Here is a 20825-nt window from a genome sequence, read left to right on the forward strand (position 1 = left end):
CTTTAGCTCCCTAGGCTCTGTTGTGCGAACCTGTCTAAGGAACTCACAGCCGCGCCATTACCAACACCAGGTTTCCATTCCACAGCGAATCCATTGGTATAGCGTAGGTCAATCTGATCAATCTCACCGAGACGATCCTTCAAGCCTTGCAAATAGCCCACTTTAAAACGTTGCACTCGTTTTTCCTGTTCTTTACGGCCAATGATGATTTCTGGCCCATGACGCAACTTCATCCGCCATGACCCACGTTCATCTTCTGATAGCTCGATAATTTCTAAACTTAAGCCAGACAGCATTTTAGTGAGCTGCACATAACGCTCACCCATAACACGCCCATTAGTCTGAGGACTATAAATAATGGGAAAAACACCCTGCTTTTCTGGCAATGTACCGACGTAAATTTCGCCGAACTGATTCAATAACTTATCATCACCCCAAAAAGCAATCGGAAATTGCGTTTCTACCTCAACAACCAGTTGATTTGGCCAAATCTTGCGCAAACTAGCCCCTCTGACCCAAGGATGAGCCTCTAAAGCCAGCTCTAAACCTTGGGTATCCAACAAATATAAATTTGTCTGCGTATACGGCTCAGCCAGTGCTTCCAACTCAGCTTGCCTTAAATACTGAAAGTCGCCTTGCCACTCGACTTTTTGGATCGCCAAACTAGTGGGGTCGCTAATCCATGCACGAAACCAGAGTACAGCACCACCGACTACCATTAACACAGCCAACACCGTTAACCAACGCGCCATGCTAGGCGACAACTCAGGCACGAGCTGTACGTCTTTCACGGGGCGCGCTTGAACACGGCGCTTAACCGGTTGGCTAGGCTGCTTGGCCATTACAAAGTAGTCTCCAAAATACGTAAGACTAGGGTTTGAAAATCCATACCAACCGCACGAGCCGCCATTGGTACTAAACTATGATCGGTCATGCCGGGGTTAGTATTGACTTCAATCAACCAAGCTTTACCTTGTTGATCACGCATCATATCGACCCGCCCCCAACCTTGACCACCTACCGTAGCAAAAGCTTCTAGGGCTAAAGCACGCATGGCTTGTTCTTCGGCTTCACTCAGACCACTGGGGCAAAAATAGCGAGTGTCATTGGAAATATATTTAGCTTCATAGTCATATAACACGCCCGGCACTTCGATTCTAATCAAAGGCAAAGGCTCACCTGCTAGTAAACCTGCGGTATATTCAGCCCCAGTGATCCACTGCTCAACAATCACCACAGGATCACTCTTAGCCGCTGCTTCATAAGCCGGTTTCAAAGCAGCCGCTTCAGTCACCTTACTAATGCCAATACTGGAACCTTCACTAGCGGGTTTGACAATCAGTGGTAGACCTAGCTCCGCAACGACCTCAGCAAAATTAGTTTCAGCGGTGAGCACACGATAATTAGGCGTAGGCAAACCCGCCCCCAACCATAAGCGCTTAGTCATGAGTTTATCCATGCTAATAGCAGCGGCCTTCACCCCACAGCCAGTATAAGGCAAACCTAGTAACTCTAGAGCACCTTGAATCACCCCGTCCTCACCGCCACGACCGTGTAAAATATTAAATACTCGGTCATAATGGCCTGCTTGCAAAACACTCAGAATATCGCGATCTACATCAATACCGTGGGCATCAACACCACTTTCTTGCAAAGCCGCTAATACGGCTGCGCCACTTTTTAAAGACACCGGACGTTCAGCAGCCCAACCTCCATACAATACGGCTACTTTGCCAAAACGTGAAAATGTTTTATCCATTTATGCCTGCCCTGTTTGATAAAAAGTCAGTTTTTCTGGCAAACTAGCGGCTAAGCCACCCACACTGCCCGCGCCTTGGGTCAAAATCACATCACCGTCTTGCAGAATATGCTTGAGCACACCGGGAACATCTTCCACATCGGCCACAAAAATTGGGTCAACTTTGCCACGAATCCGAATGGCTCGCGCTAAGGCACGCCCATCGGCACCCGGAATAGCCTGCTCACTCGCGGCATACACATCCATGAGGACTAAGACATCCGTTTCTGAAAGTACTTGCGTGAAATCCTCGAATAAATCACGGGTGCGCGTATAGCGATGTGGTTGAAAGATCAACACTAAGCGCCGAGTTGGCCATACGCCACGCAAGGCCTTTAAAGTGGCCAGCATTTCACGGGGGTGATGACCGTAATCATCTACTAAGGTGGCAATGCCTTTACCAAAGTTAATATCACCATACAGTTGGAAACGCCGCCCCACCCCACTGAATTTACGCAAACCATTCAGAATCGCCTCATCTGCAATATCTAACTCCATTGCAATCGCAATCGCGGCCAAGGCATTCAGCACATTATGTTGTCCGGGTAAATTCAGAGTCACCTCTAAACTACGATGACAACGTTTGCAGTGCACCGAGAAAAAGCTCTGCGTACCTTCAAAATGCAGATTAGAAGCCCGTACATCAGCGTCTTGATCAATACCATAGGTAATCACAGTACGATTGACCTCAGGCAGAATAGCACGCACATGCTCGTCATCCACACAGAGCACTGCCAAGCCGTAGAAAGGCAAATGATGTAAGAATTCAATAAAGGTTTGTTTTAGTTTAGAAAAATCACCGCCATAGGTAGACATATGATCTTCATCAATATTCGTAATCACCGAGATCATTGGTTGTAAATGTAAAAAGGAGGCATCACTTTCATCCGCTTCTGCCACCAAATACTCACCCGTACCTAGTTTCGAATTACTCGCAGAGCTATTCAGTTTGCCACCGATCACATAAGTAGGATCTAATCCACCCTCAACTAATAAGCTCGTGGTTAAACTTGTAGTCGTCGTTTTTCCATGTGTCCCCGCGACAGCAATACCTTGGCGGAAACGCATTAACTCAGCCAGCATCTCAGCCCGCCTTACAATCGGAATCCGTTGCTCACGGGCAGCGATAATTTCTGGATTCTGAGCATCAATCGCCGTCGACACCACAATCACATCCGCGCCTGCAATATTTTCTGCCGCGTGGCCTTTGAAAACAGTAATGCCCATCGCTTGCAACCGCCGAGTCATGGCACTCTCGGCCAAATCAGAACCACTCACGGTATAACCTAAAGTAGCAACGACCTCAGCAATTCCGCCCATACCTGCCCCACCGATCCCAATAAAGTGCAGGCGATTAATTCGTTTGCGGGCGAGGTTGTCATTCCCTGTTTTCATGCTTGCTTCCTAGTCTCTTGAAAATCATAACCTGCATAAGCTGCACAGATAGCGGCTACCTGTGTAGTGGCATAGGGCATCGCTAACTGACGTGCAGCGATCCCCAGCTTTAATAAACGCACTCGATCAGTGCAGAGTTCGGTTAGCACTTTAGCTAAACGCTCTGGGCTTAACTCAGCCTGCTGCAGCAATAGACCCGCCTGCTGATCAACCAAATAACGGGCATTCGCGGTCTGGTGATCATCAACCGCATGGGGATAAGGAATAAACAATGCCGCTAAACCGGCTGCTGACACTTCTGCCACGGTCAAAGCCCCAGCACGACAAATGATTAGATCAGCCCAAGCATAGGCCTCAGCCATATCATCAATAAACGGAGTGACTGTAGCCCTAACGCCTGCTGCTTGATAAGCCTGCTGAGCCGCTGCTAAATTCTTTGCACCCGCTTGATGACGAATGTCAGGCCGCACACTAGGGGCGACTAAGGCCAAAGCCTGTGGTACTGTTTGATTTAAAGCGGCGGCACCTAAGCTGCCACCCACCACTAATAAACGCACAGGTTGATCTGCACGATCCGCTAACCGCTCTAAAGGCTGTGGTAAAGCTGCAATATCCGCCCGCACCGGATTACCTGTGGCTTGAACCTTGTCACTATTCGGAAAAGTCCCGGGGAAACCCTCCAAGACACGTTTGCTGAGTTTCGAGAGCAGCTTATTCGTTAAACCTGCCACCGCATTTTGCTCGTGGATCACGACAGGTTTACCCATCAAAGCAGCAACTAAGCCCCCAGGTCCGGCAACAAAACCGCCCATACCTAACACCGCTGCTGGTTGATGCGTCCGCATAATTCCAACTGACTGCCATAACGCTTTAGCTAACCGGAAAGGTGCTAAAGCAAGCGCTTGCCAACCTTTGCCACGTAGACCTGAAACCTCAAGCCAAGCCACTTCAATACCCGCCGCTGGAATAATTTTCGCCTCTAGCCCCGCCTTAGTCCCCATCCAAATAATAGGAATCCCTTGTGCTTGTAACTCGCGTGCAACCGCTAAGCCGGGGTAGACATGCCCACCTGTACCACCTGCTGTGATTAAAATCGGTTTAGGTTTAAGCACGCTTATTGCCCCCTAATAAAGGAGAACGTCGCACAGCAGCTTTCACTGGCTTGCGAGTACTGGTTCTGGTTTTTACTGGTAAACCTAAAGCAAGGATTTGTGTATCGCGGTGAATACGCATCAGCAAGCCCATTGCTAATAAAGTCACTAATAAGCTACTCCCGCCATAGCTTAAGAAGGGCAAAGTCAGCCCCTTAGGCGGTAACACGGCAAGATTAACCCCAACATGCAAAATGACTTGGAAACCCATCCAAAACCCAATGCCGTAAGCCACATAAGCTCCAAACTGCAAGCCTTGCTTATCTGCATTAAAACCAATCACAAAAGCGCGATACACCAACCAACCAAAGAGCACCAACAGTAACATCATGCCAACAAAACCGAATTCTTCCGCTAAAACGGCAAAAATAAAATCATTATGTGCCTCTGGCAGATAAGAGAGTTTTTGCACGCCCGCCCCTAAACCATTACCAAACCACCCACCATCACCGATGGCGATCAGTGAATTAATAATTTGATAACCGGTATTTTGGGTGTCCGCCCAAGGATTCAAGAAAATCTCAATCCGGCGCAAGCGATAACCCTCAAGGGCAACCACTGGCAACATAATTAACAGAGAACCGCCTAAAAACATCACTAATCTTTTTAAAGGCACCCCACCTAAAAACAATAAGGCCAACCCCACCATAATAATGATCACCGCCGAACCGAAATCTGGCTCGAGCAATAACAAAACCCCCACCCCAGCTAACACTAATAAAGGCATGACTAAGGGTTGATAAGAAGGTGAAGTGGATAATTTTTTACCATGCCGAACCATATAACTTGATAGGTACATAATCATAATGATTTTCACCAGCTCCGAGACTTGAAAAGCAAAAGGCCCTAAAGCTAACCAACGTCGGCTTCCCTTGACATATACACCAATTCCCGGAATCAACACCAAAATCAATAAGATCACTGCGATGGGTAACAGCTTGACTCCTAAATCCTCCCAGAAGCCAATACGCACTTGGTACAAGGCAAGAGCACAAAACACACCCACAAACACAAACAACAACTGGCGATTGAAAAAATAATACATATCGCCATAAGTCTTTTGCGCTACCCAAAACGAAGCCGACCCCAGCATCACTAGCCCAAGCCCAATGAGCGCAAAAATAACCAAGCCTAGATCACGATCAAAATAGCGTGACCAATCAATAGCCTCGATCCGTTCAAGTAGCTTCGTGGGTTTGCTTACTTTCATGCGGGTAAGCTCCTAACAGCAGCACTAAATACCTCACCACGATGCCCATAGTTTTTGAACATATCGAAACTAGCACAAGCGGGAGAGAGTAAGACATTATCACCCGGCTGTGCATAATCAGCGGCCCATTGCACAGCCTCTTCCATAGTGCTGGCATAATGCACCGGCACTTCAGAAGCAATCACCTTGGCGATTAAAGGTGCATCTCGACCGATTAACACCACTGCCCGTGCTTTGGCTTGAATCACTGGGCCAAGCGGGGTGAAATCAGCATCCTTTCCAATCCCACCAGCGATTAAAACCGTCTTACCCGGCAAGCCTTGCAAAGCCGCTAAAGTCGCACCGACATTCGTACCTTTGGAATCGTCATACCAGCAGACACCTTGGCGCTCCCGCACCCATTGGGTTCGATGTGGCAAACCTGTAAATTCGCGCAAGCCCGCTAGCTGACCGTCTAAGGACAGCCCAATAGCCTCACCTAAAGCTAAGGCCGCCAAGGCATTGGCATGATTATGACTACCGGGGAGTTTCATGGCAGAAGTCGCTAGCAGTAAAGCCTCACCCTTAGCCAGCCAAGCTTGCCCGTCATGTTCACGAATACCGTACTCATCTGCTGCAGGCACACCTAAGCCAAAACTGAGCTGTGGCCGGCCAACAGGTAACATTGAGCCTACTAAAGCATCATCACGATTCCAGACCGCACAAGCGCAATTTTGATAAATCACCTGCTTAGCCGCTGCATACTCTGCATAACTGGTGTAACGATCTAAATGGTCTTCACTCACATTCAAGACAACCGCCGCAGCGGCCTGCAAAGAATGCGTGGTTTCTAATTGAAAACTCGATAGCTCCAGCACATACCAATCAGGCACCGGTAACTTCAGTAAATCCAAAGCAGCCTCACCGAGATTGCCACCCGCTAAAGACTGCTTACCCGCTGATTTCACCATGAGATCAACAAGAGTCGTCACACTGCTTTTACCGTTAGAGCCAGTAATCGCCACGATGGGGGCTTGAGCCACTCGGACAAATAACTCAATATCGCCAATAACCTCAGCACCACGCTGTTTAGCGGCATGAATTTCAGGAGTGGCAATGGCAATCCCTGGGCTAACAACTAAAGTCTGAGCCTGCTCAAACCAAGCACTTATTGCGGAAAACTGACCAAAGAAATACGGCACTTCTGCAAAATGCTGAGCTAACTCCTCTTTGCCCGGTGGATCTATGCGGCTATCCACCACCGCAAAATCTATACCCGCTGCCTTTAAATAGCGCGCAACAGACAATCCAGTCACCCCAAGGCCGACAACTAAAGTGCTCCAATTTGAACTAGCCGTTGACTTCATTAGCGCACCTTCAAAGTAGCTAAACCAATCATGACCAAGACCACGGTAATGATCCAAAAACGCACAATCACTTTCGGTTCAGGCCAGCCTTTCTTTTCATAGTGATGGTGTAAAGGTGCCATACGGAAAATGCGCTTCCCACCTGTTGCCTTAAAATAGCCCACCTGCAAAATCACCGATAAGGTTTCTAGTACAAAAACCCCGCCCATAATGGCCAGTACAATTTCTTGGCGAACCACAATCGCAACAATGGCTAAGGCTGCACCTAAAGCCAAAGCGCCTACATCCCCCATAAAGACTTGCGCAGGATAGGAGTTAAACCAAAGAAATCCTAAACCAGCCCCGACAATTGCTGAGCAAAACACCAGCATCTCACCCGCACCGGGTACTTTGGGTACACCTAAATAAGTTGAAATCGAGGCATGACCACTGGCATAAGCAAACACACCCAAACCACCGGCGACCAGAATAGTGGGCATAATCGCTAAGCCGTCGAGACCATCCGTCAGGTTGACCGCATTGCTAGTACCTATCAGCACCAAATAAACCCAAGGAATAAATAACCAACCCATTTCCCAATGGACACCCTTCAAAACTGGCATATACAAGGTTATTTCCGTCGGAGATTGAGCGGTATAAAATAAGAAAAAGGCGGCGGCAAAACCGACTAAAGTTAAGCCCACCGTTTTTTGGCGTGCCGTTAACCCTAAGTTACGTCGTTTCTTCAGCTTGATGTAATCGTCTAAACCACCGACCAAACCAAATCCCAGCATCACCGCCAGCGCAACCCAAGTAAACCGATTACTTAAATCGGCCCACAATAAGGTTGACACGCTAATCGCAAGGATAACCATGACCCCACCCATGGTCGGTGTACCTGCCTTCATTTGATGTTGAGGGCCATCCTCACGAATGTACTGACCAATTTTCAAGCGTGTGAGTGCTCGAATCATCGCCGGTCCAGTCCAGAGTGCAATCGCTAAAGCGGTGAGTACACCTAAAATAGCGCGGAAAGTTAGGTATTGAAAAACATTAAAACCACTATACAGATCGCTCAGTTGTGCAAAGAGCCAGACTAGCATGTAGCGACTCCTTGCTCAGTCAAAGCCTCAACTACCCGTTCCATCCGTGCAGAACGTGAGCCTTTCACCAAGATTTGAGTGTCAAGGGTCAAGTTTGGCCTTAATGCCGCTAGTAAGTCGGCTAAGTCCTGAAAAGCATAAGCCCCTTCACCAAACGCTTGGCTAGCAGCGGCACTTAAACGCCCTAACGTATAAATTTCATCAATTTTTGCTGCTTTTGCGATTTGCCCAATTTCAAAATGCAGTTGTTCACCGGTTGCGCCCAATTCAGCCATATCCCCTAAGATTAAAATTTTTCTTCCCTGTTGTTCGGCAAGCACTGCCACCGCAGCAGCGGTCGAACTTGGATTTGCATTGTAAGTATCATCAATCACTAAACCACCATGCTGACCCTGCTTGGGATTTAAGCGCCCTTTAACCGGCTGCAAGGACTCTAAACCTTGCTGAATCACGGTCAAGGGTAAGCCCAGCGCGGAAGCACCGGCTGCCGCTGCTAAGGCATTTAATTGATTATGTTTGCCCAAAAGTTTCAAATGCACCCTGACGGAATCAGCGCCGTAGTGAATCACTAATTGCTGGTCAAGACTCAGCTCACCACGTAAATCCGCATCACTAGCAAAGCCAAAACTCAGTAAACGGCGGTGCTTATTTAAATCGTGCCAATAAGCAGCATAAGCATCATCCGCATTAATCACCGCCACCCCATCGGCTGCTAGACCCGCAAAAATCTCACCTTTAGCCCGTGCAACACCCGCTAAATCCCCAAATCCCTCTAAATGAGCGGCCCCAGCATTATTCAGAATGGCGACTTTGGGTAAAACCAAATGGGTCAGATAATCAATTTCACCAAAATGATTAGCTCCCATTTCAATCACCGCAAACTGGTCTTCTGCCCGTAAGCGTAATAAAGTTAGTGGCACACCCAACTCATTATTTAAATTCCCCACCGTGGCTAAAGTTTGGCCTTGCTGACTCAAAATAGCCGTGAGCATTTCTTTTAAGGTGGTTTTGCCATTGCTACCCGTCAGACCGATCACGGGTTGAGTAAACTGTTGTCGCCAATGCTTCGCCAATTGCCCCAAAGCCAAACTCACATCCGGCACTATCACTTGCGGGATTGGCGCAGCCACCGGACGTGTCACTAAAGCCGCACTCGCCTTACCGACGACTTGTGGTACGAATTCATGCGCATCAAAGCGCTCACCTTTGAGGGCTAAAAATAAATCCCCCGCTTGCACAGCCCGCGAATCGCGCTCTGGTCGTTCTAAATTGAGTTGCTGGGCAGCCGCTAAACTCACCTGATACAAAGGTGCTTGCAGCAACTCGGCCACTTGAGCTAGGCTCAACCAAGTCATACGCCGTACTCCTGCAAAGCCAAATAGGCTTGAGTACGATCATCGAAAGGAATCGAGCGATCTGCCAAAATCTGCACGGTTTCATGGCCCTTACCAGCAATTACGACTGTATCGCCCGCTTTAGCTTGCTGGATAGCTAAACGAATCGCTGCCGCACGATCATGCTCAAAATAGATCTTTTCAGGCTGAGCAAAACCGGCACGAATATTGGAAAAAATAATTTGTGGATTTTCTGTACGAGGATTGTCGTCCGTCACGATCACTAGGTTCGCTATTTGTTCAGCTATTTTTGCCATTAAGGGGCGTTTACCAGCATCTCGATCCCCACCACAGCCAAACACACAGATTAACCGCCCTAAAGTATGGGCTTTAGCCGCCTGTAGGGCTTGCTGCAAAGCGGTTGGAGTATGTGCAAAATCAACCACGACCAATAAACCTGTTGCTTTACCCGCACACTCCACCCGCTGCATACGTCCGGGTACTGTTTGCACCTGTTGAAAGGCAGTCAAAGCAGCATCTAAAGACCAACCCTTCGCTAATACACTCGTTAAAGCAGCTAAGAGATTGTGTAGATTAAAACGCCCTAACACCGGGGCGGTTAATTGGCCAACACCCAAAGGTGTGGTCACGGTCGCTTGAATACCGCGAGCATCAAACTGCGCCTCCGTAGCAATGACCGCATCCGCTGGATAGTCAGCAGCAGCGCCCACACCATAACCCCAAACTTTCACAGGGCTTTGGCTCAATTCTTTAGCTAGATCCTGCCCAAACGCATCATCTAAATTCAAAACGACCTGTTGTAACGCTGGCCAATGAAATAATTTACGTTTAGCAGCAGCATAAGCCTCCACTGTGCCATGATAGTCCAAATGATCGCGGGTCAGATTAGTCAGCACAGCTAGCTCAAATTGCACTCCATTCACCCGCCCTTGATCAAGAGCATGTGAGGACACCTCCATCGCAACTGTTTTAAAACCTTGCTGCTTAAGCTCGTGGAATTGCTGTTGTACTTGAATCGCATCCGGCGTGGTATGTGTCCCTTTTTGCAAAGCACCCGGTTGACCACGACCTAAAGTACCTAAAACCGCTGCCGGCTCGCCTAAATAAGTTAACGCCTCTGCAATAAAATGCGTCGTGGAGGTTTTGCCATCTGTACCTGTTAGGCCAATCACCGATAAATCAGCGGCCGTCACTTGATAATAACGTTGCGCGATTAAACCTAACACTTTGGATAACTGTGGCACAGCCACTAGTGGCACGGACAAAAGGGGCAAGTCTAACTCTGCAACAGGTTCATATAAAACCACGACCGCCCCTGCCTCAAGTGCTGCAGCTGCATAAGCTAGGCCATGTTGACGAGTACCTTGCAAAGCGATAAAAGCCATACCCGCTTGAATTTGACGATGATCCAACGCCAAACCACGAATACTTAAGTTTGGAACATCCTGAGTAAAACCGTCTAATAAATTGGCCAGCTGCTTCACGTATTGCCCTCTTTAATTGTTTTTGTATCGGCTTGTTTTAAGTCATCGGGTGGAATATCTAATAAGCGTAAGGCCTCTGCCATCACCTTAGAAAACACGGGAGCCGCAGCACGTCCACCACTATCATCTTTTTTCGGCTCATCAATTTGTACCGCGACCACTAAGCGCGGCCGACTCGCGGGGGCGATGCCACTGAAACTTGTCATATAGCGCGTATTGCTATAGGCATTATTGATAAATTTATAGGCCGTACCTGTTTTACCTGCGATCCGATACCCATCAATCATCGCTCGTTTACCCGTCCCATCGGCTTGAACCACCGCCTCCATCATCTTCACGACTGCCTGAGCATTAGCGGCGGACATCACGGTTTGAGCCAAAGGCAATTTATCCAGTTTATAAATCGTGGCAGGCATCAACTGACCTTGGTTAGCTAAAGCACTATAAGCATGTGTCAGTTGCAATAAACTGGTGGATAAACCATAGCCATAGCCATGTGAGGCATGATCGACTTTGCCCCATTCTGTGTAACTTGAAAGTTGGCCTGAGCTTTCACTGGGGAAACCTGCTGCAGGAACACGCCCTAAACCTAAACGGCTCAGAAACATCCAATGATCGCGTGGATTCATTAACAAAGCGACCCGACTTGCGCCCACATTACTGGATTTGGCTAGCAAACTCGCTAAGGAGATCGGCCCATAATTGCTAGGATCACGCACCGTATATTTGCCAAACTTTAATTGCCCGGGTGAGGTATCAATTTCCACCTCCGGTGATAACACCCGTGACTCTAAGGCCGCCGCCACCGTTAAAGGCTTTAAGGTAGAACCGGGTTCTGATTTATCCGTAACCGCTCGATTCCGATAATTTTGAGCATCCAATTGTTTACGATTATTGGGATTGAATGAAGGCAAATTAGCCATCGCGAGGATTTCACCGGTTTGGGCATCCATCACAATAATCGAGCCAGCCTTAGCTTCCAAACGGACTACTTGCTCTTTGAGCTGCTTATACGCGATATATTGAATCCGCCGATCAATACTCAGCTGAACCGCTTGACCAGGCACCATATCCTTTAGGCTTTCGATACTTTCAACAATCCGATTACGCCCATCTTTGACGACTCGCATCCGCCCGTCTTGACCTGCTAACAGCGTATCGCTAACTTTTTCGATACCCTCGATGCCCTTACCGTCGGTATCAGTCATCCCCAAGACATGGCCACTGGTTTCTGCTAAAGGATAAAAACGCCGATACCCCAATGTACTTTCAATACCTGGTATATCTAAAGCGAGGATGTCTTCCGCTAATTCAGGAGGTAATTGTCGACCGAGATAATAAAAATTCTTACTGCGTGCTTCCTCAAGGTTTTGTAATAATTGCCCCGGAGGATACTCCAGAATTTCCTCGACTCGACGCAAGGACTCTTCTAACTTAACAAAGCGAGTTGTCGCTAAAGCACGTTCAGCCGCTAAGCGCTCATCACCTTGCGTCGCTTCTGCTAAACGCAAGGCCGCCTCATACTCATCCCGCAAACTAGTGCGCGTATCTAATAATAATTTAGGATTGCAGCTTAAGGTTTGAACGGGGGTACTGACTGCCATCGGATCGCCATTGCGATCTAAAATCATCCCACGATAAGCAGGAACCGTCACAATTTTGGTTTGACGCTGATCAGCACGCTCTTGCAACATAGACTGGTCAAAGATCTCCAACCAAACTGCTCTGAGCATCAGCACACCAATAATCGCCAGCAAAGCCAACATTAAGAAGCGTCTTCTTCCTTGAAAAACGGGCGATGCTAGTTTGCGTTTACTCATTCACGAATTACCTGCGTGTTGTCTGCCATGGGTTTTTGCATACCTAAAACATTTTTGGCTTGGTCTTCTACACGCACTTGATTTAACTGGGTGCTCTGCTCGAGAATGAGACGACTCCAATTGGCACTGAGCTGGTCGCGCTCTTTTTGCATCTGCTGCAATTCACCAAATAACTGACGCGCATGATGACGATTGGCCACCACCATCACTGCCAATACAATTACTAACACATAGAGCATCGCCGTAGCTAAGCTTTGCCAGCGGTGTAGGTTCATCCTTAGATCTTCTCAGCAACCCTTAAAGTCGCGCTGCGCGCACGTACATTGACTTCAACCTCGGCCTCACTCGGCCGCAAACCTTTCCCCACCAAGCGCAGCGGTGGAGTCATCGCTATCGCTTGAATCGGCAAACCCTTTGGCAACCGAGGCGGTGTAGCATGCTCACGCATAAAATGCTTAACCATTCGGTCTTCTAAGGAATGAAAGCTAATCACGGCTAAACGTCCACCACTTTTTAAATGTTTTAAACTAGCCTTCAAGCCAGCTTCTAAATCGTCTAACTCTTGATTCACTTTAATCCGAATCGCTTGAAAACTACGGGTTGCAGGGTTTTTACCCGGCTCACGCTTAGGCACTGCTTTAGCAATTAAATCCGCCAGCTGCACAGTGGTTGCTATCGACTCACTCGCACGCGCTTTAACAATGGCGCGAGCAATTTGCCGTGAAAAGCGTTCTTCCCCATACAACCACAAGACTTGAGCAATGTCCTTTTCATCCGCTTGCATTAACCATTGCTGAGCACTTAAGCCCAGTGCTGGGTTCATCCGCATATCCAAAGCACCTTCACGCATAAAACTAAAACCACGTTCAGCTTCATCGAGTTGTGGCGATGACACCCCTAAATCCAGCAATAAACCATCAATGGTTGGTGCTAAACCTAACTCAAGCAAAGCCTGTGGAAAATCCCGAAACGAACCCTGCCAAATCTTAAAACGCGGGTCACCTTGATGAGCGGTGAGCGCATGCTGAATCGCACTGGGATCTTTATCAATCGCTACTAAACGCCCGTCTACATCAAGACTTTCAAGAATCTTGGCAGCATGCCCACCACGTCCATAAGTACCATCCACATAAACGCCCTTGGAGTTTATATGGAGAGCCGTTACCGCTTCGTTCAGCAGTACGGTGGTATGCACAAGTACTTTTGACATCACATGCAAACCTGACTTAATAAGTCATCAGCTTCATCGTCGGCACGAGCTTCTTGTAACCAAAGATCACGGGCTTGTTGCCACTGGTCTGCATCCCATAATTCAAACTTATTAATTTGCCCGACTAATACCACTCGTTTGTCTAAACCTGCATATTCGCGCAAAGGTGCTGGCAGTAAGACTCGTCCTTGTACATCTAACTCCAGTTCAGCGGCATGCCCAAGGATCAGGCGTTGCATATTGCGCACACGGCGACTTAGATTAGGAAGACTCATTAATGCTTGCTCTACCTTAAGCCATTGATCCATCGGATAAATCAATAGGCATTGATCAACATGGTCTACGGTGATGACAATCTGACCTGCTGCACTTGCTAAGATAGCGTCACGGTATTTCGAAGGCATTGACAGCCGCCCTTTGGTATCTATTGAAATGTTTGAGATGCCACGAAACATGCTGTCACTCAGGGCTTTAGGTATCTTGGATAGTTTTTATCTAACAGTGAGTTTAGTCCACGTTTTTCTACTTTTCCCCACTTTTTCCCACCATACCCTAAATGATAGAAATTATATCCCACCCTGTCAATCAAATGGCGGCTTGGGTTGCTTGAAAAGCTGCAGGGCGGCCGTAAAATTCCGGCTGAAATTAGCCGAAGAATTAATCAGCTATTGATGGAGAACTAATCGAATGTATGGGGGGGTGAGTAAATAGAACCGAAACAGCCAATGAATTAATTGAACACAATTAGAACATTATTCGATCATTATTAGATAATTATTTATACAATTTGAGGAAAAAATAGCCGATCTGTAAGCCGGGTTCTGTCGAGGACAATCATTCATCTAGGGTATACGTCACCATATACCTCAAGCAACCTACCCGAATGCAACGCGGGCCGCGTCAATGCATTCCTATTTGGTCTTGCTCCAGATGGGGTTTGCCCTGCCGCACACTGTTACCAATGGCGCGGTGCGCTCTTACCGCACCTTTTCACCCTTACCTAAGCTAATTAAATAGTTTAGGCGGTATATTTTCTGTGGCACTTTCCGTCGACTTGCGCCGCCCAGGCGTTACCTGGCATCTTGCCCTATGGAGCCCGGACTTTCCTCCCCTTCGGTTTACTTGCGCAAACTGAAGCAGCGATTGCCCGATCGGCTAAGTGCTTTATAGCAAAAAAGCAACGGCTTGTCTCTAAGGCGCGGCACGATGTCACAGATGAGTTTGCTAATGGCGCGATGACGGCAGCTTTTGTGCATTTGTTTAATGCTGAATGGAGTCCGCGTTTCCACCGTCCAGAACCCGTCATGGAGTATGAGACAGCGGCACCTGCGATTGAGACGGGAGTAGCGGTTGCAACTACAGTGACCGATAACTTTGAAGTTGCTGATTTTCATACCTACTTTGTGGGACAGTTCGGCGCTTGGGTGCATAATAGTTGTTGGAGAAGGCTCGATGAGCTTATACCTATTCATTCTTCAAGTACTGTCGGTATTCGATCCGATTTGGTAAAGCTTTCAGATGACATGCACCCCATCTACCTCAACCCTCTCACCGATTTCGGCCTCAAAAAACTCTTCGGCGAAGAGCCGAATAAAGACCTGTTGATCAGCTTCCTCAACACCCTACTGCCCGCCCATCATTAAGTGTCGGAGCTGACCTACACTGAAAACGAATACCAAGGCATCAGTGCCGCTGACCGCAAGGTCATTTTTGACCTCAACTGCCTCAGTCCGTCCGGTGAACGCTTTATTGTGAATTGCAGCGCGTCAAACAAATCTACTTCAAAGATCGTAGCCTGTTCTATTCCACCTTTGCGATTCAAGAACAAGCCAAATGCGGTGATTGGAACTACAAACTCGCCGCCGTTTACACCATTGGCATTCTCGACTTTCTGATCGACGATCACGGGCAGGACGTGCTCTATCATGCTCAGCTCCCGCCCGAAGAGCGTCAAGTGTATGAGCGGATTTAGAGATGTGCTTAATGAGCTTACAACCAGAGTACCTGCTATCAATTAGTTAGCCATTGATAGAGTGCCACCTATAGAAAATCAGCACAAAGCCAATCCAATTTCCAAACGACTGCGTATTAGCTTTATCCAGACCGCATCAGTTTTAAGCTACAGCGGGCTAGTACCTTAACCCTCAACTATCAAGGAAAACATCATGAACCCTTCTATCCTTGCTCTCGCTTCTGCTGCTGTATTGATAGCGGCCTGCTCAACTAGCAGCATGAAGCCAGTTGAATTGCTACCGACGACCATTCAAGTCCCCGCAGGTCATAATATGGCGATGGAAACCGTAGGAGTTGGTGAAATCACCTATCAATGTCGGATTAAACAAGGAGCCGCGAGTGAATTTGAATGGGCTTTTGTCGGCCCTGATGCCGTGCTGTTTAATCGCAGTGGCCAAGTGGTCGGGCGGTATTATGGCCCACCGGCCACTTGGGAAAATAATGATGGCTCAAAAGTTACGGGCAAACAATTAGCTACCGCTCCAGCGGGTGAGGGAAATATCCCGTTACAATTAGTGAAAGCCAATCCAGCAATGGGCAATGGCATGATGCAGGGCGTAACTTACATTCAACGGCTTGCGATCAAAGGGGGGGCAGCACCTGCGCATAGCTGTAGTGCTAGCAATTTAGGTAATAAAGTGATTGTCAAATACCAAGCCGATTATATTTTCTGGAAAGCCGCTTAACTGCTAGCTTGACCTACCCAGTGTTAGCCTTGGAACAGATACACACTGGGTAGGGTCTTTTATTTAAACCTAAATTAAACGTGAATAAGCACTCAACTTATTTAACATCTAAGAGTTCAACATCAAAAACCAAGGTAGCATTCGCTGGAATCAAACCACCACCCGCCCCAGTTTCGCCATAAGCGAGGCTAGCGGGAATAGTTAAAGTGCGTTGGCCACCGACCTTCATGCCGACGACGCCTTGATCCCAACCTTGAATCACTTGGCCACTCCCTAAACTAAACTCAAAGGGTTCGTCTCGGTCATGGGAACTATCGAATTGAGTACCATGCTTATCAGCAGCTTTTTCATCATACATACAGCCAGCCCGTGTAATGTACGCTAACCGTTTTACCCGCCACTGCCTCAGCACCAGAACCTAGTTTCACATCATTACTTTGTAAGCTAGTGACGGCTGAACTGCTGGCTGCTAGAGCAGGAGCGGCAGGTTCAGCGGGCGCAGGTGCCGCCGTAGCAGCCGGATCAGTAGTTGCTGGCGCTGCTGTTGCGGCGGTGGCTGAAGCAGCAGGATCAGCTGGCTTGGCTTCAGTAGTTGTAGTAGTTGCTGTTGTGGTCGTTGTGGCCGGCGTAGTCGCTTGATCACCACAAGCAGCCAATAAAGCTCCAACCGATAACAGCGTCGCAAGGGATAGACTGAGTTTTTTATTCATTTCAAAAAGAATCCAGAATAATAAAGACAAAAAGAAAACGCATTATGCCTATTTTTTATGAGCTTTTGCAGCTACTTGCAGCAGATTGAGCTTAACGCTTTAATAAGACATACACCGCACCCGTTCCACCATCGACCGGGCGAGCTGAATGAAAGGCTTGAACCCGATCATGTTGGCGCAACCAGTGATTCACTTTAGTTTTTAGCACCGGGCCACGATGGTTTGAGCGATTACCCTTACCATGAATAATGCGCACACATTCGCCGTGTAACGGATAAACGGTTACTAAAAACTCGGCTAAATAAGCACGAGCTTGGCGTATATTCAAACCATGCAAATCTAGCTCGGCAGCAACCCGATATTCACCCCGTTTTAACTTATTAAAAACCCGATGTTGCACCCCCGGACGTAAATAACTCAGCATATCGCCGGGTTGTAATTCAGTGGGGTCGTATTCATCTGAAAACATATCTAACAGGACTTGCTGTTCGTCCTCGATAGTTTTTAGAGGAATCGCAGGAGGCTTCTTGAGTGCTAACTCGGCTTGATTTAACGGTTGCAGGGGGGCTACATCCTGCATAGACTCCCGAAATAACACGAAGTCATCAGCGGGAGGTGGCCTGTGTTCGTTTTGCATTGAGCATCCTCCTGCTAACTATAATAATTGCATCGACTAATACTTAGGACATCATGAATATATTGCTGAGCAATGATGACGGCTTTCAAGCACCCGGCCTCACCGCCCTGCGCCTCGCTTTAGCAGCGCAGCATCATGTTATCACAGTTGCACCTGACCGTGACCGCAGCGGTGCAAGCAACTCACTCACCTTGGTGAATCCACTGCGGTTGCGCCCACAGGCGGAAAATCTGTACAGCGTGAATGGTACACCGACTGATTGTGTCCATTTAGGCTTAACCGGATTGTATGCGAGTCCGCCAGATATTGTGATTTCTGGTATCAATTCAGGGCCTAATTTGGGGGATGATGTACTCTATTCAGGAACAGTGGCCGCAGCGATGGAAGGTCGACATTTAGGCTATCCCTCGCTCGCTGTTTCCATGAATTCACATGATCCTAGTCACCTGCAAAGTGCCGTCAATGCGGTTCTATATTTGCTGCCGCTCACTCATCAATACCCAGACCGTAGCCACATGATTTTAAATATTAATGTACCCAATCTGCCGTGGGAACAGATCCGTGGCTTTAAAGTGACCCGTCTAGGTCAGCGTCATTATTCAGAACCAGCCATTCGCAGTACTGATCCACGCGGCCGAGAAATTTTCTGGGTGGGAGCTGTCGGGAGTATTGCAGATGCCGGTGAAGATACCGATTTTCATGCCGTTGAACAGGGCTATATTTCTATTACCCCGATTCACAGTGATTTAACCCGCTATCAAGCTTTAGCTTGTACGCAGCAGTGGTTAGAGGAGCAAGCTCATGGCTCTTAGTCGATTAGCCATCGAAGGGATTGGCATGACCTCGCAACGGACTCGTGATCGCATGATCCTACGTCTGCGTGAGCAAGGTATTCAGAATGAAGCCTTATTAGCCGTGATGCGCAAACTTCCACGTCATTTATTCATGGATCAAGCACTAGCCACCCGTTCTTATGAGGATACTGCTTTGCCCATAGGCCACGGGCAAACTATCTCCCAACCCTATATCGTAGCGCGGATGACTGAGCTGCTCTTAGCCAGTGAGCATCCGTTAGAAAAGGTATTAGAAGTGGGAACTGGCTCGGGCTATCAAGCAGCTATTTTAGGCAAGCTCATTGCTAAAGTGTATTCGGTTGAACGGATTCAAGCTCTACATAAACAAGCCCGCGCTTTATTGGATGAGCTGGCCTATCGTAATATTCGCACCAGTCTCAGTGATGGTAGTTGGGGATTGGCCTATGAGGCCCCCTTCGATGGGATTATAGTGACCGCTGCACCCGCAGAAATTCCCCAAGCCCTGTTAGAACAACTTGCTGTCGGTGCACGTCTAATTATTCCTACCGGAAAACAAGGCGAGGTTCAGGTATTAAAAGTTGTCACCCGAACCAACGAAACTGACTATCAAGAACAAGTGATTGAATCTGTGCAATTCGTACCTTTAGTTCGTAGTGAGCGGCTGTAATGAACGGTTTGTATTAGGAAAATAAATGGATACTGAAACTTTTCCGTTATTTATACGACAAAGTATCCATGCAGATAAGAGTGAGTAGATGTTTTCGGGCCTGCACTCTTGGATGAAACACCACTAAAAGTATAGTGATTGCGTCGTGTACATTATCAACAGTCTTGATTCCATTTATAATTACGGACATGATCAAATTGGGAGCACGTTCTTTCTTAGTGCAGCGCTCAGTACCTGCACCAGCCCCAACGTGTTTTGATAATTGGGTTCGTAGCCTCGACGGGTCTAGCTGTTTGCAATGTGGCTGCTCTCTTTTTTAAGCGTTTAAATAACACAGGTGTATCTCATGGATAGAACAATCAAGCTTCTCGCAGCAAGCTCCGTAGTCATGTTAACAATGACAGCTTGTGCACCAGGCTATTCGCCTTATGGCTCATCCGGCACGGGGAGTACTTATGATGCAGGTAGTAGCAACTATGGCGGGGGAGGGGCTACTAAAGAGGCCGTGACCCATTCTCACGGTGGCAAAGTTCACTCTCATGCCCTCCCTGGCACTGGCTTACGACATACCCATGCCACAGGTGGTGGTTATGGTGGCGGTGGCTATACTGGGGGAGGTGGCGGCACAACGTATGTAGCTCCTCCGCGCAATCCCAATCCTTATCCACAACAATATAATCCGGGCAATAATAATGGTGGTGTACCGCACTCCCATTGTGGTCGTGTCCACAGCCATCCCTTACCTTCTCAAGGCTTAGCTCATACACATGGCAATCCAGCCTGCCCTGCTGGCTCAGCCTCTGGTGGTGGTAGTGCTAACGCTGGCCAATATAATAATCAACAAGGTGGCGGTAACCCACAGCAAGGCAATAACAGTGGTTATGACTATGCTTATGGGGGCAATACCAATAACGGTGGCGGCAGTAGCAGCACTTACGATTATTCTGGGCAAGCAGGCAATGGCACTGCCACGAATAACAATAGCTATTATAACTATGGCGAAGCCGGTAGCGCTACCAATAATAACAACTCTAATTACTACGATAGTACACAGCCTAAAGCACCGTCTAACTATTACGACAATAACTCCAATACCAACTATGACTACAGCTCACCTAGCTCAAATAGCTATAGTTCAGGTAACACCGCCAACACCGACCCCTATGCAAGCGGCGGAAGCAGCAGCGGTGGCTCGTTTGCCCCGAATAACTACTCCGGTGGCAATACTTATACTGTGAAACGCGGTGATACGGTATTCCAAGTCATGCGCAATACTGGCGTGTATTGGAAAGACATTATTCGTTTGAATAACTTACAAGCTCCAAACTATCAAATTAATCCGGGCCAATCCTTGCGTCTTAAATAAGATCCATTATGAAAAACCCGTATTTTTAAGTACGGGTTTTTATGGTTTTTTGCTAATCAGCAGTCAGTATTACCTAGACT

Annotated in this window: 20 protein-coding genes, 1 other RNA gene and 1 pseudogene; 5 read left to right on the plus strand and 17 right to left on the minus strand. The window is 47.8% G+C overall.

What is annotated here, in order from left to right:
• Positions 1 to 2 precede the first annotated feature (2 nt).
• From B5D50_RS01015 to rnpB, 14 genes are all read right to left on the minus strand, one after another.
• Positions 3 to 842 carry a cell division protein FtsQ/DivIB gene (locus B5D50_RS01015; RefSeq protein WP_078920712.1) on the minus strand — a complete coding sequence of 280 codons (840 nt, stop codon included), beginning with the start codon at positions 840 to 842 and terminating at the stop codon, positions 3 to 5.
• Positions 842 to 1759: a D-alanine--D-alanine ligase gene (locus B5D50_RS01020; RefSeq protein ID WP_078920713.1), complete on the minus strand. Its 918-nt coding sequence runs from the start codon at positions 1757 to 1759 to the stop codon at positions 842 to 844. The genes B5D50_RS01015 and B5D50_RS01020 overlap by 1 nt, the downstream gene beginning before the upstream one ends.
• Entirely contained in the window at positions 1760 to 3193 is a 1434-nt protein-coding gene (murC, locus tag B5D50_RS01025; RefSeq protein ID WP_078920714.1) for a UDP-N-acetylmuramate--L-alanine ligase, read from the minus strand.
• Entirely contained in the window at positions 3190 to 4305 is a 1116-nt protein-coding gene (gene murG / locus B5D50_RS01030; RefSeq protein WP_234975755.1) for an undecaprenyldiphospho-muramoylpentapeptide beta-N-acetylglucosaminyltransferase, read from the minus strand. Before murG ends, murC begins: the two co-directional genes overlap by 4 nt.
• Positions 4298 to 5554 (minus strand): putative lipid II flippase FtsW, encoded by a 1257-nt coding sequence (ftsW, locus tag B5D50_RS01035; protein WP_078920717.1) that lies wholly within the window; start codon positions 5552 to 5554, stop codon positions 4298 to 4300. Before ftsW ends, murG begins: the two co-directional genes overlap by 8 nt.
• Positions 5551 to 6900 carry a UDP-N-acetylmuramoyl-L-alanine--D-glutamate ligase gene (gene murD, locus B5D50_RS01040; protein ID WP_078920719.1) on the minus strand — a complete coding sequence of 450 codons (1350 nt, stop codon included), beginning with the start codon at positions 6898 to 6900 and terminating at the stop codon, positions 5551 to 5553. Before murD ends, ftsW begins: the two co-directional genes overlap by 4 nt.
• Complete coding sequence (gene mraY / locus B5D50_RS01045; RefSeq protein WP_078920721.1) at positions 6900 to 7982, minus strand: phospho-N-acetylmuramoyl-pentapeptide-transferase; 1083 nt, start codon at positions 7980 to 7982, stop codon at positions 6900 to 6902. Before mraY ends, murD begins: the two co-directional genes overlap by 1 nt.
• The gene (locus B5D50_RS01050; RefSeq protein WP_078920722.1) at positions 7976 to 9337 is read right to left on the minus strand and encodes a UDP-N-acetylmuramoyl-tripeptide--D-alanyl-D-alanine ligase; all 1362 of its coding nucleotides are present in this window, start codon (positions 9335 to 9337) and stop codon (positions 7976 to 7978) included. Before B5D50_RS01050 ends, mraY begins: the two co-directional genes overlap by 7 nt.
• Positions 9334 to 10821, minus strand: coding sequence for a UDP-N-acetylmuramoyl-L-alanyl-D-glutamate--2,6-diaminopimelate ligase (locus B5D50_RS01055; protein WP_078920723.1), 1488 nt, complete (start codon positions 10819 to 10821; stop codon positions 9334 to 9336). Before B5D50_RS01055 ends, B5D50_RS01050 begins: the two co-directional genes overlap by 4 nt.
• Positions 10818 to 12641: a peptidoglycan D,D-transpeptidase FtsI family protein gene (locus tag B5D50_RS01060; protein WP_078920724.1), complete on the minus strand. Its 1824-nt coding sequence runs from the start codon at positions 12639 to 12641 to the stop codon at positions 10818 to 10820. Before B5D50_RS01060 ends, B5D50_RS01055 begins: the two co-directional genes overlap by 4 nt.
• Positions 12638 to 12916: a cell division protein FtsL gene (gene ftsL / locus B5D50_RS01065; protein ID WP_078920725.1), complete on the minus strand. Its 279-nt coding sequence runs from the start codon at positions 12914 to 12916 to the stop codon at positions 12638 to 12640. The genes B5D50_RS01060 and ftsL overlap by 4 nt, the downstream gene beginning before the upstream one ends.
• A gap of 2 nt (positions 12917 to 12918) precedes the next feature.
• The gene (gene rsmH, locus B5D50_RS01070) at positions 12919 to 13851 is read right to left on the minus strand and encodes a 16S rRNA (cytosine(1402)-N(4))-methyltransferase RsmH (protein WP_078920726.1); all 933 of its coding nucleotides are present in this window, start codon (positions 13849 to 13851) and stop codon (positions 12919 to 12921) included.
• On the minus strand, positions 13851 to 14306 hold the full coding sequence (mraZ, locus tag B5D50_RS01075) for a division/cell wall cluster transcriptional repressor MraZ (RefSeq protein ID WP_078920727.1): 456 nt from the start codon (positions 14304 to 14306) through the stop codon (positions 13851 to 13853). The genes rsmH and mraZ overlap by 1 nt, the downstream gene beginning before the upstream one ends.
• Before the next feature lie 339 nt (positions 14307 to 14645).
• An RNA gene (rnpB, locus tag B5D50_RS01080) (RNase P RNA component class A) lies at positions 14646 to 15010 on the minus strand.
• Positions 15011 to 15374: 364 nt separating this feature from the next.
• On the opposite strand from rnpB, the pseudogene B5D50_RS01085 reads away from it, so the two are divergent.
• Together B5D50_RS01085 and B5D50_RS01090 are read left to right on the plus strand one after the other, a co-directional pair.
• Positions 15375 to 15811: pseudogene (locus B5D50_RS01085) on the plus strand (PD-(D/E)XK nuclease family transposase); the annotation flags it as partial.
• A gap of 205 nt (positions 15812 to 16016) precedes the next feature.
• A complete protein-coding gene (locus tag B5D50_RS01090; RefSeq protein ID WP_078920728.1) occupies positions 16017 to 16550 on the plus strand; it encodes a DUF3455 domain-containing protein in 534 nt (177 codons plus the stop codon).
• Positions 16551 to 16647: 97 nt separating this feature from the next.
• Here B5D50_RS01090 and B5D50_RS20570 read toward each other — a convergent pair whose 3' ends face one another.
• The 3 genes from B5D50_RS20570 to B5D50_RS01100 all read right to left on the minus strand — a co-directional run bounded on the left by B5D50_RS20570 (position 16648) and on the right by B5D50_RS01100 (position 17897).
• Positions 16648 to 16908 (minus strand): FKBP-type peptidyl-prolyl cis-trans isomerase, encoded by a 261-nt coding sequence (locus tag B5D50_RS20570; RefSeq protein WP_234975757.1) that lies wholly within the window; start codon positions 16906 to 16908, stop codon positions 16648 to 16650.
• On the minus strand, positions 16901 to 17260 hold the full coding sequence (locus B5D50_RS20575) for an FKBP-type peptidyl-prolyl cis-trans isomerase (RefSeq protein WP_234975758.1): 360 nt from the start codon (positions 17258 to 17260) through the stop codon (positions 16901 to 16903). Before B5D50_RS20575 ends, B5D50_RS20570 begins: the two co-directional genes overlap by 8 nt.
• A gap of 91 nt (positions 17261 to 17351) precedes the next feature.
• A complete protein-coding gene (locus tag B5D50_RS01100) occupies positions 17352 to 17897 on the minus strand; it encodes a Smr/MutS family protein (protein ID WP_234975759.1) in 546 nt (181 codons plus the stop codon).
• 53 nt (positions 17898 to 17950) lie between these two features.
• On the opposite strand from B5D50_RS01100, the gene surE reads away from it, so the two are divergent.
• The 3 genes from surE (at position 17951) to B5D50_RS01115 (ending at position 20745) form a co-directional block, all read left to right on the plus strand.
• On the plus strand, positions 17951 to 18709 hold the full coding sequence (surE, locus tag B5D50_RS01105; RefSeq protein WP_078920729.1) for a 5'/3'-nucleotidase SurE: 759 nt from the start codon (positions 17951 to 17953) through the stop codon (positions 18707 to 18709).
• Complete coding sequence (locus B5D50_RS01110; protein WP_078920730.1) at positions 18699 to 19379, plus strand: protein-L-isoaspartate(D-aspartate) O-methyltransferase; 681 nt, start codon at positions 18699 to 18701, stop codon at positions 19377 to 19379. Before surE ends, B5D50_RS01110 begins: the two co-directional genes overlap by 11 nt.
• Positions 19380 to 19725: 346 nt before the next feature.
• Positions 19726 to 20745 carry a LysM peptidoglycan-binding domain-containing protein gene (locus B5D50_RS01115; RefSeq protein ID WP_078920731.1) on the plus strand — a complete coding sequence of 340 codons (1020 nt, stop codon included), beginning with the start codon at positions 19726 to 19728 and terminating at the stop codon, positions 20743 to 20745.
• Positions 20746 to 20825: the final 80 nt, after the last annotated feature.

Source organism: Thiothrix eikelboomii (assembly GCF_900167255.1).
GTDB lineage: Bacteria > Pseudomonadota > Gammaproteobacteria > Thiotrichales > Thiotrichaceae > Thiolinea > Thiolinea eikelboomii.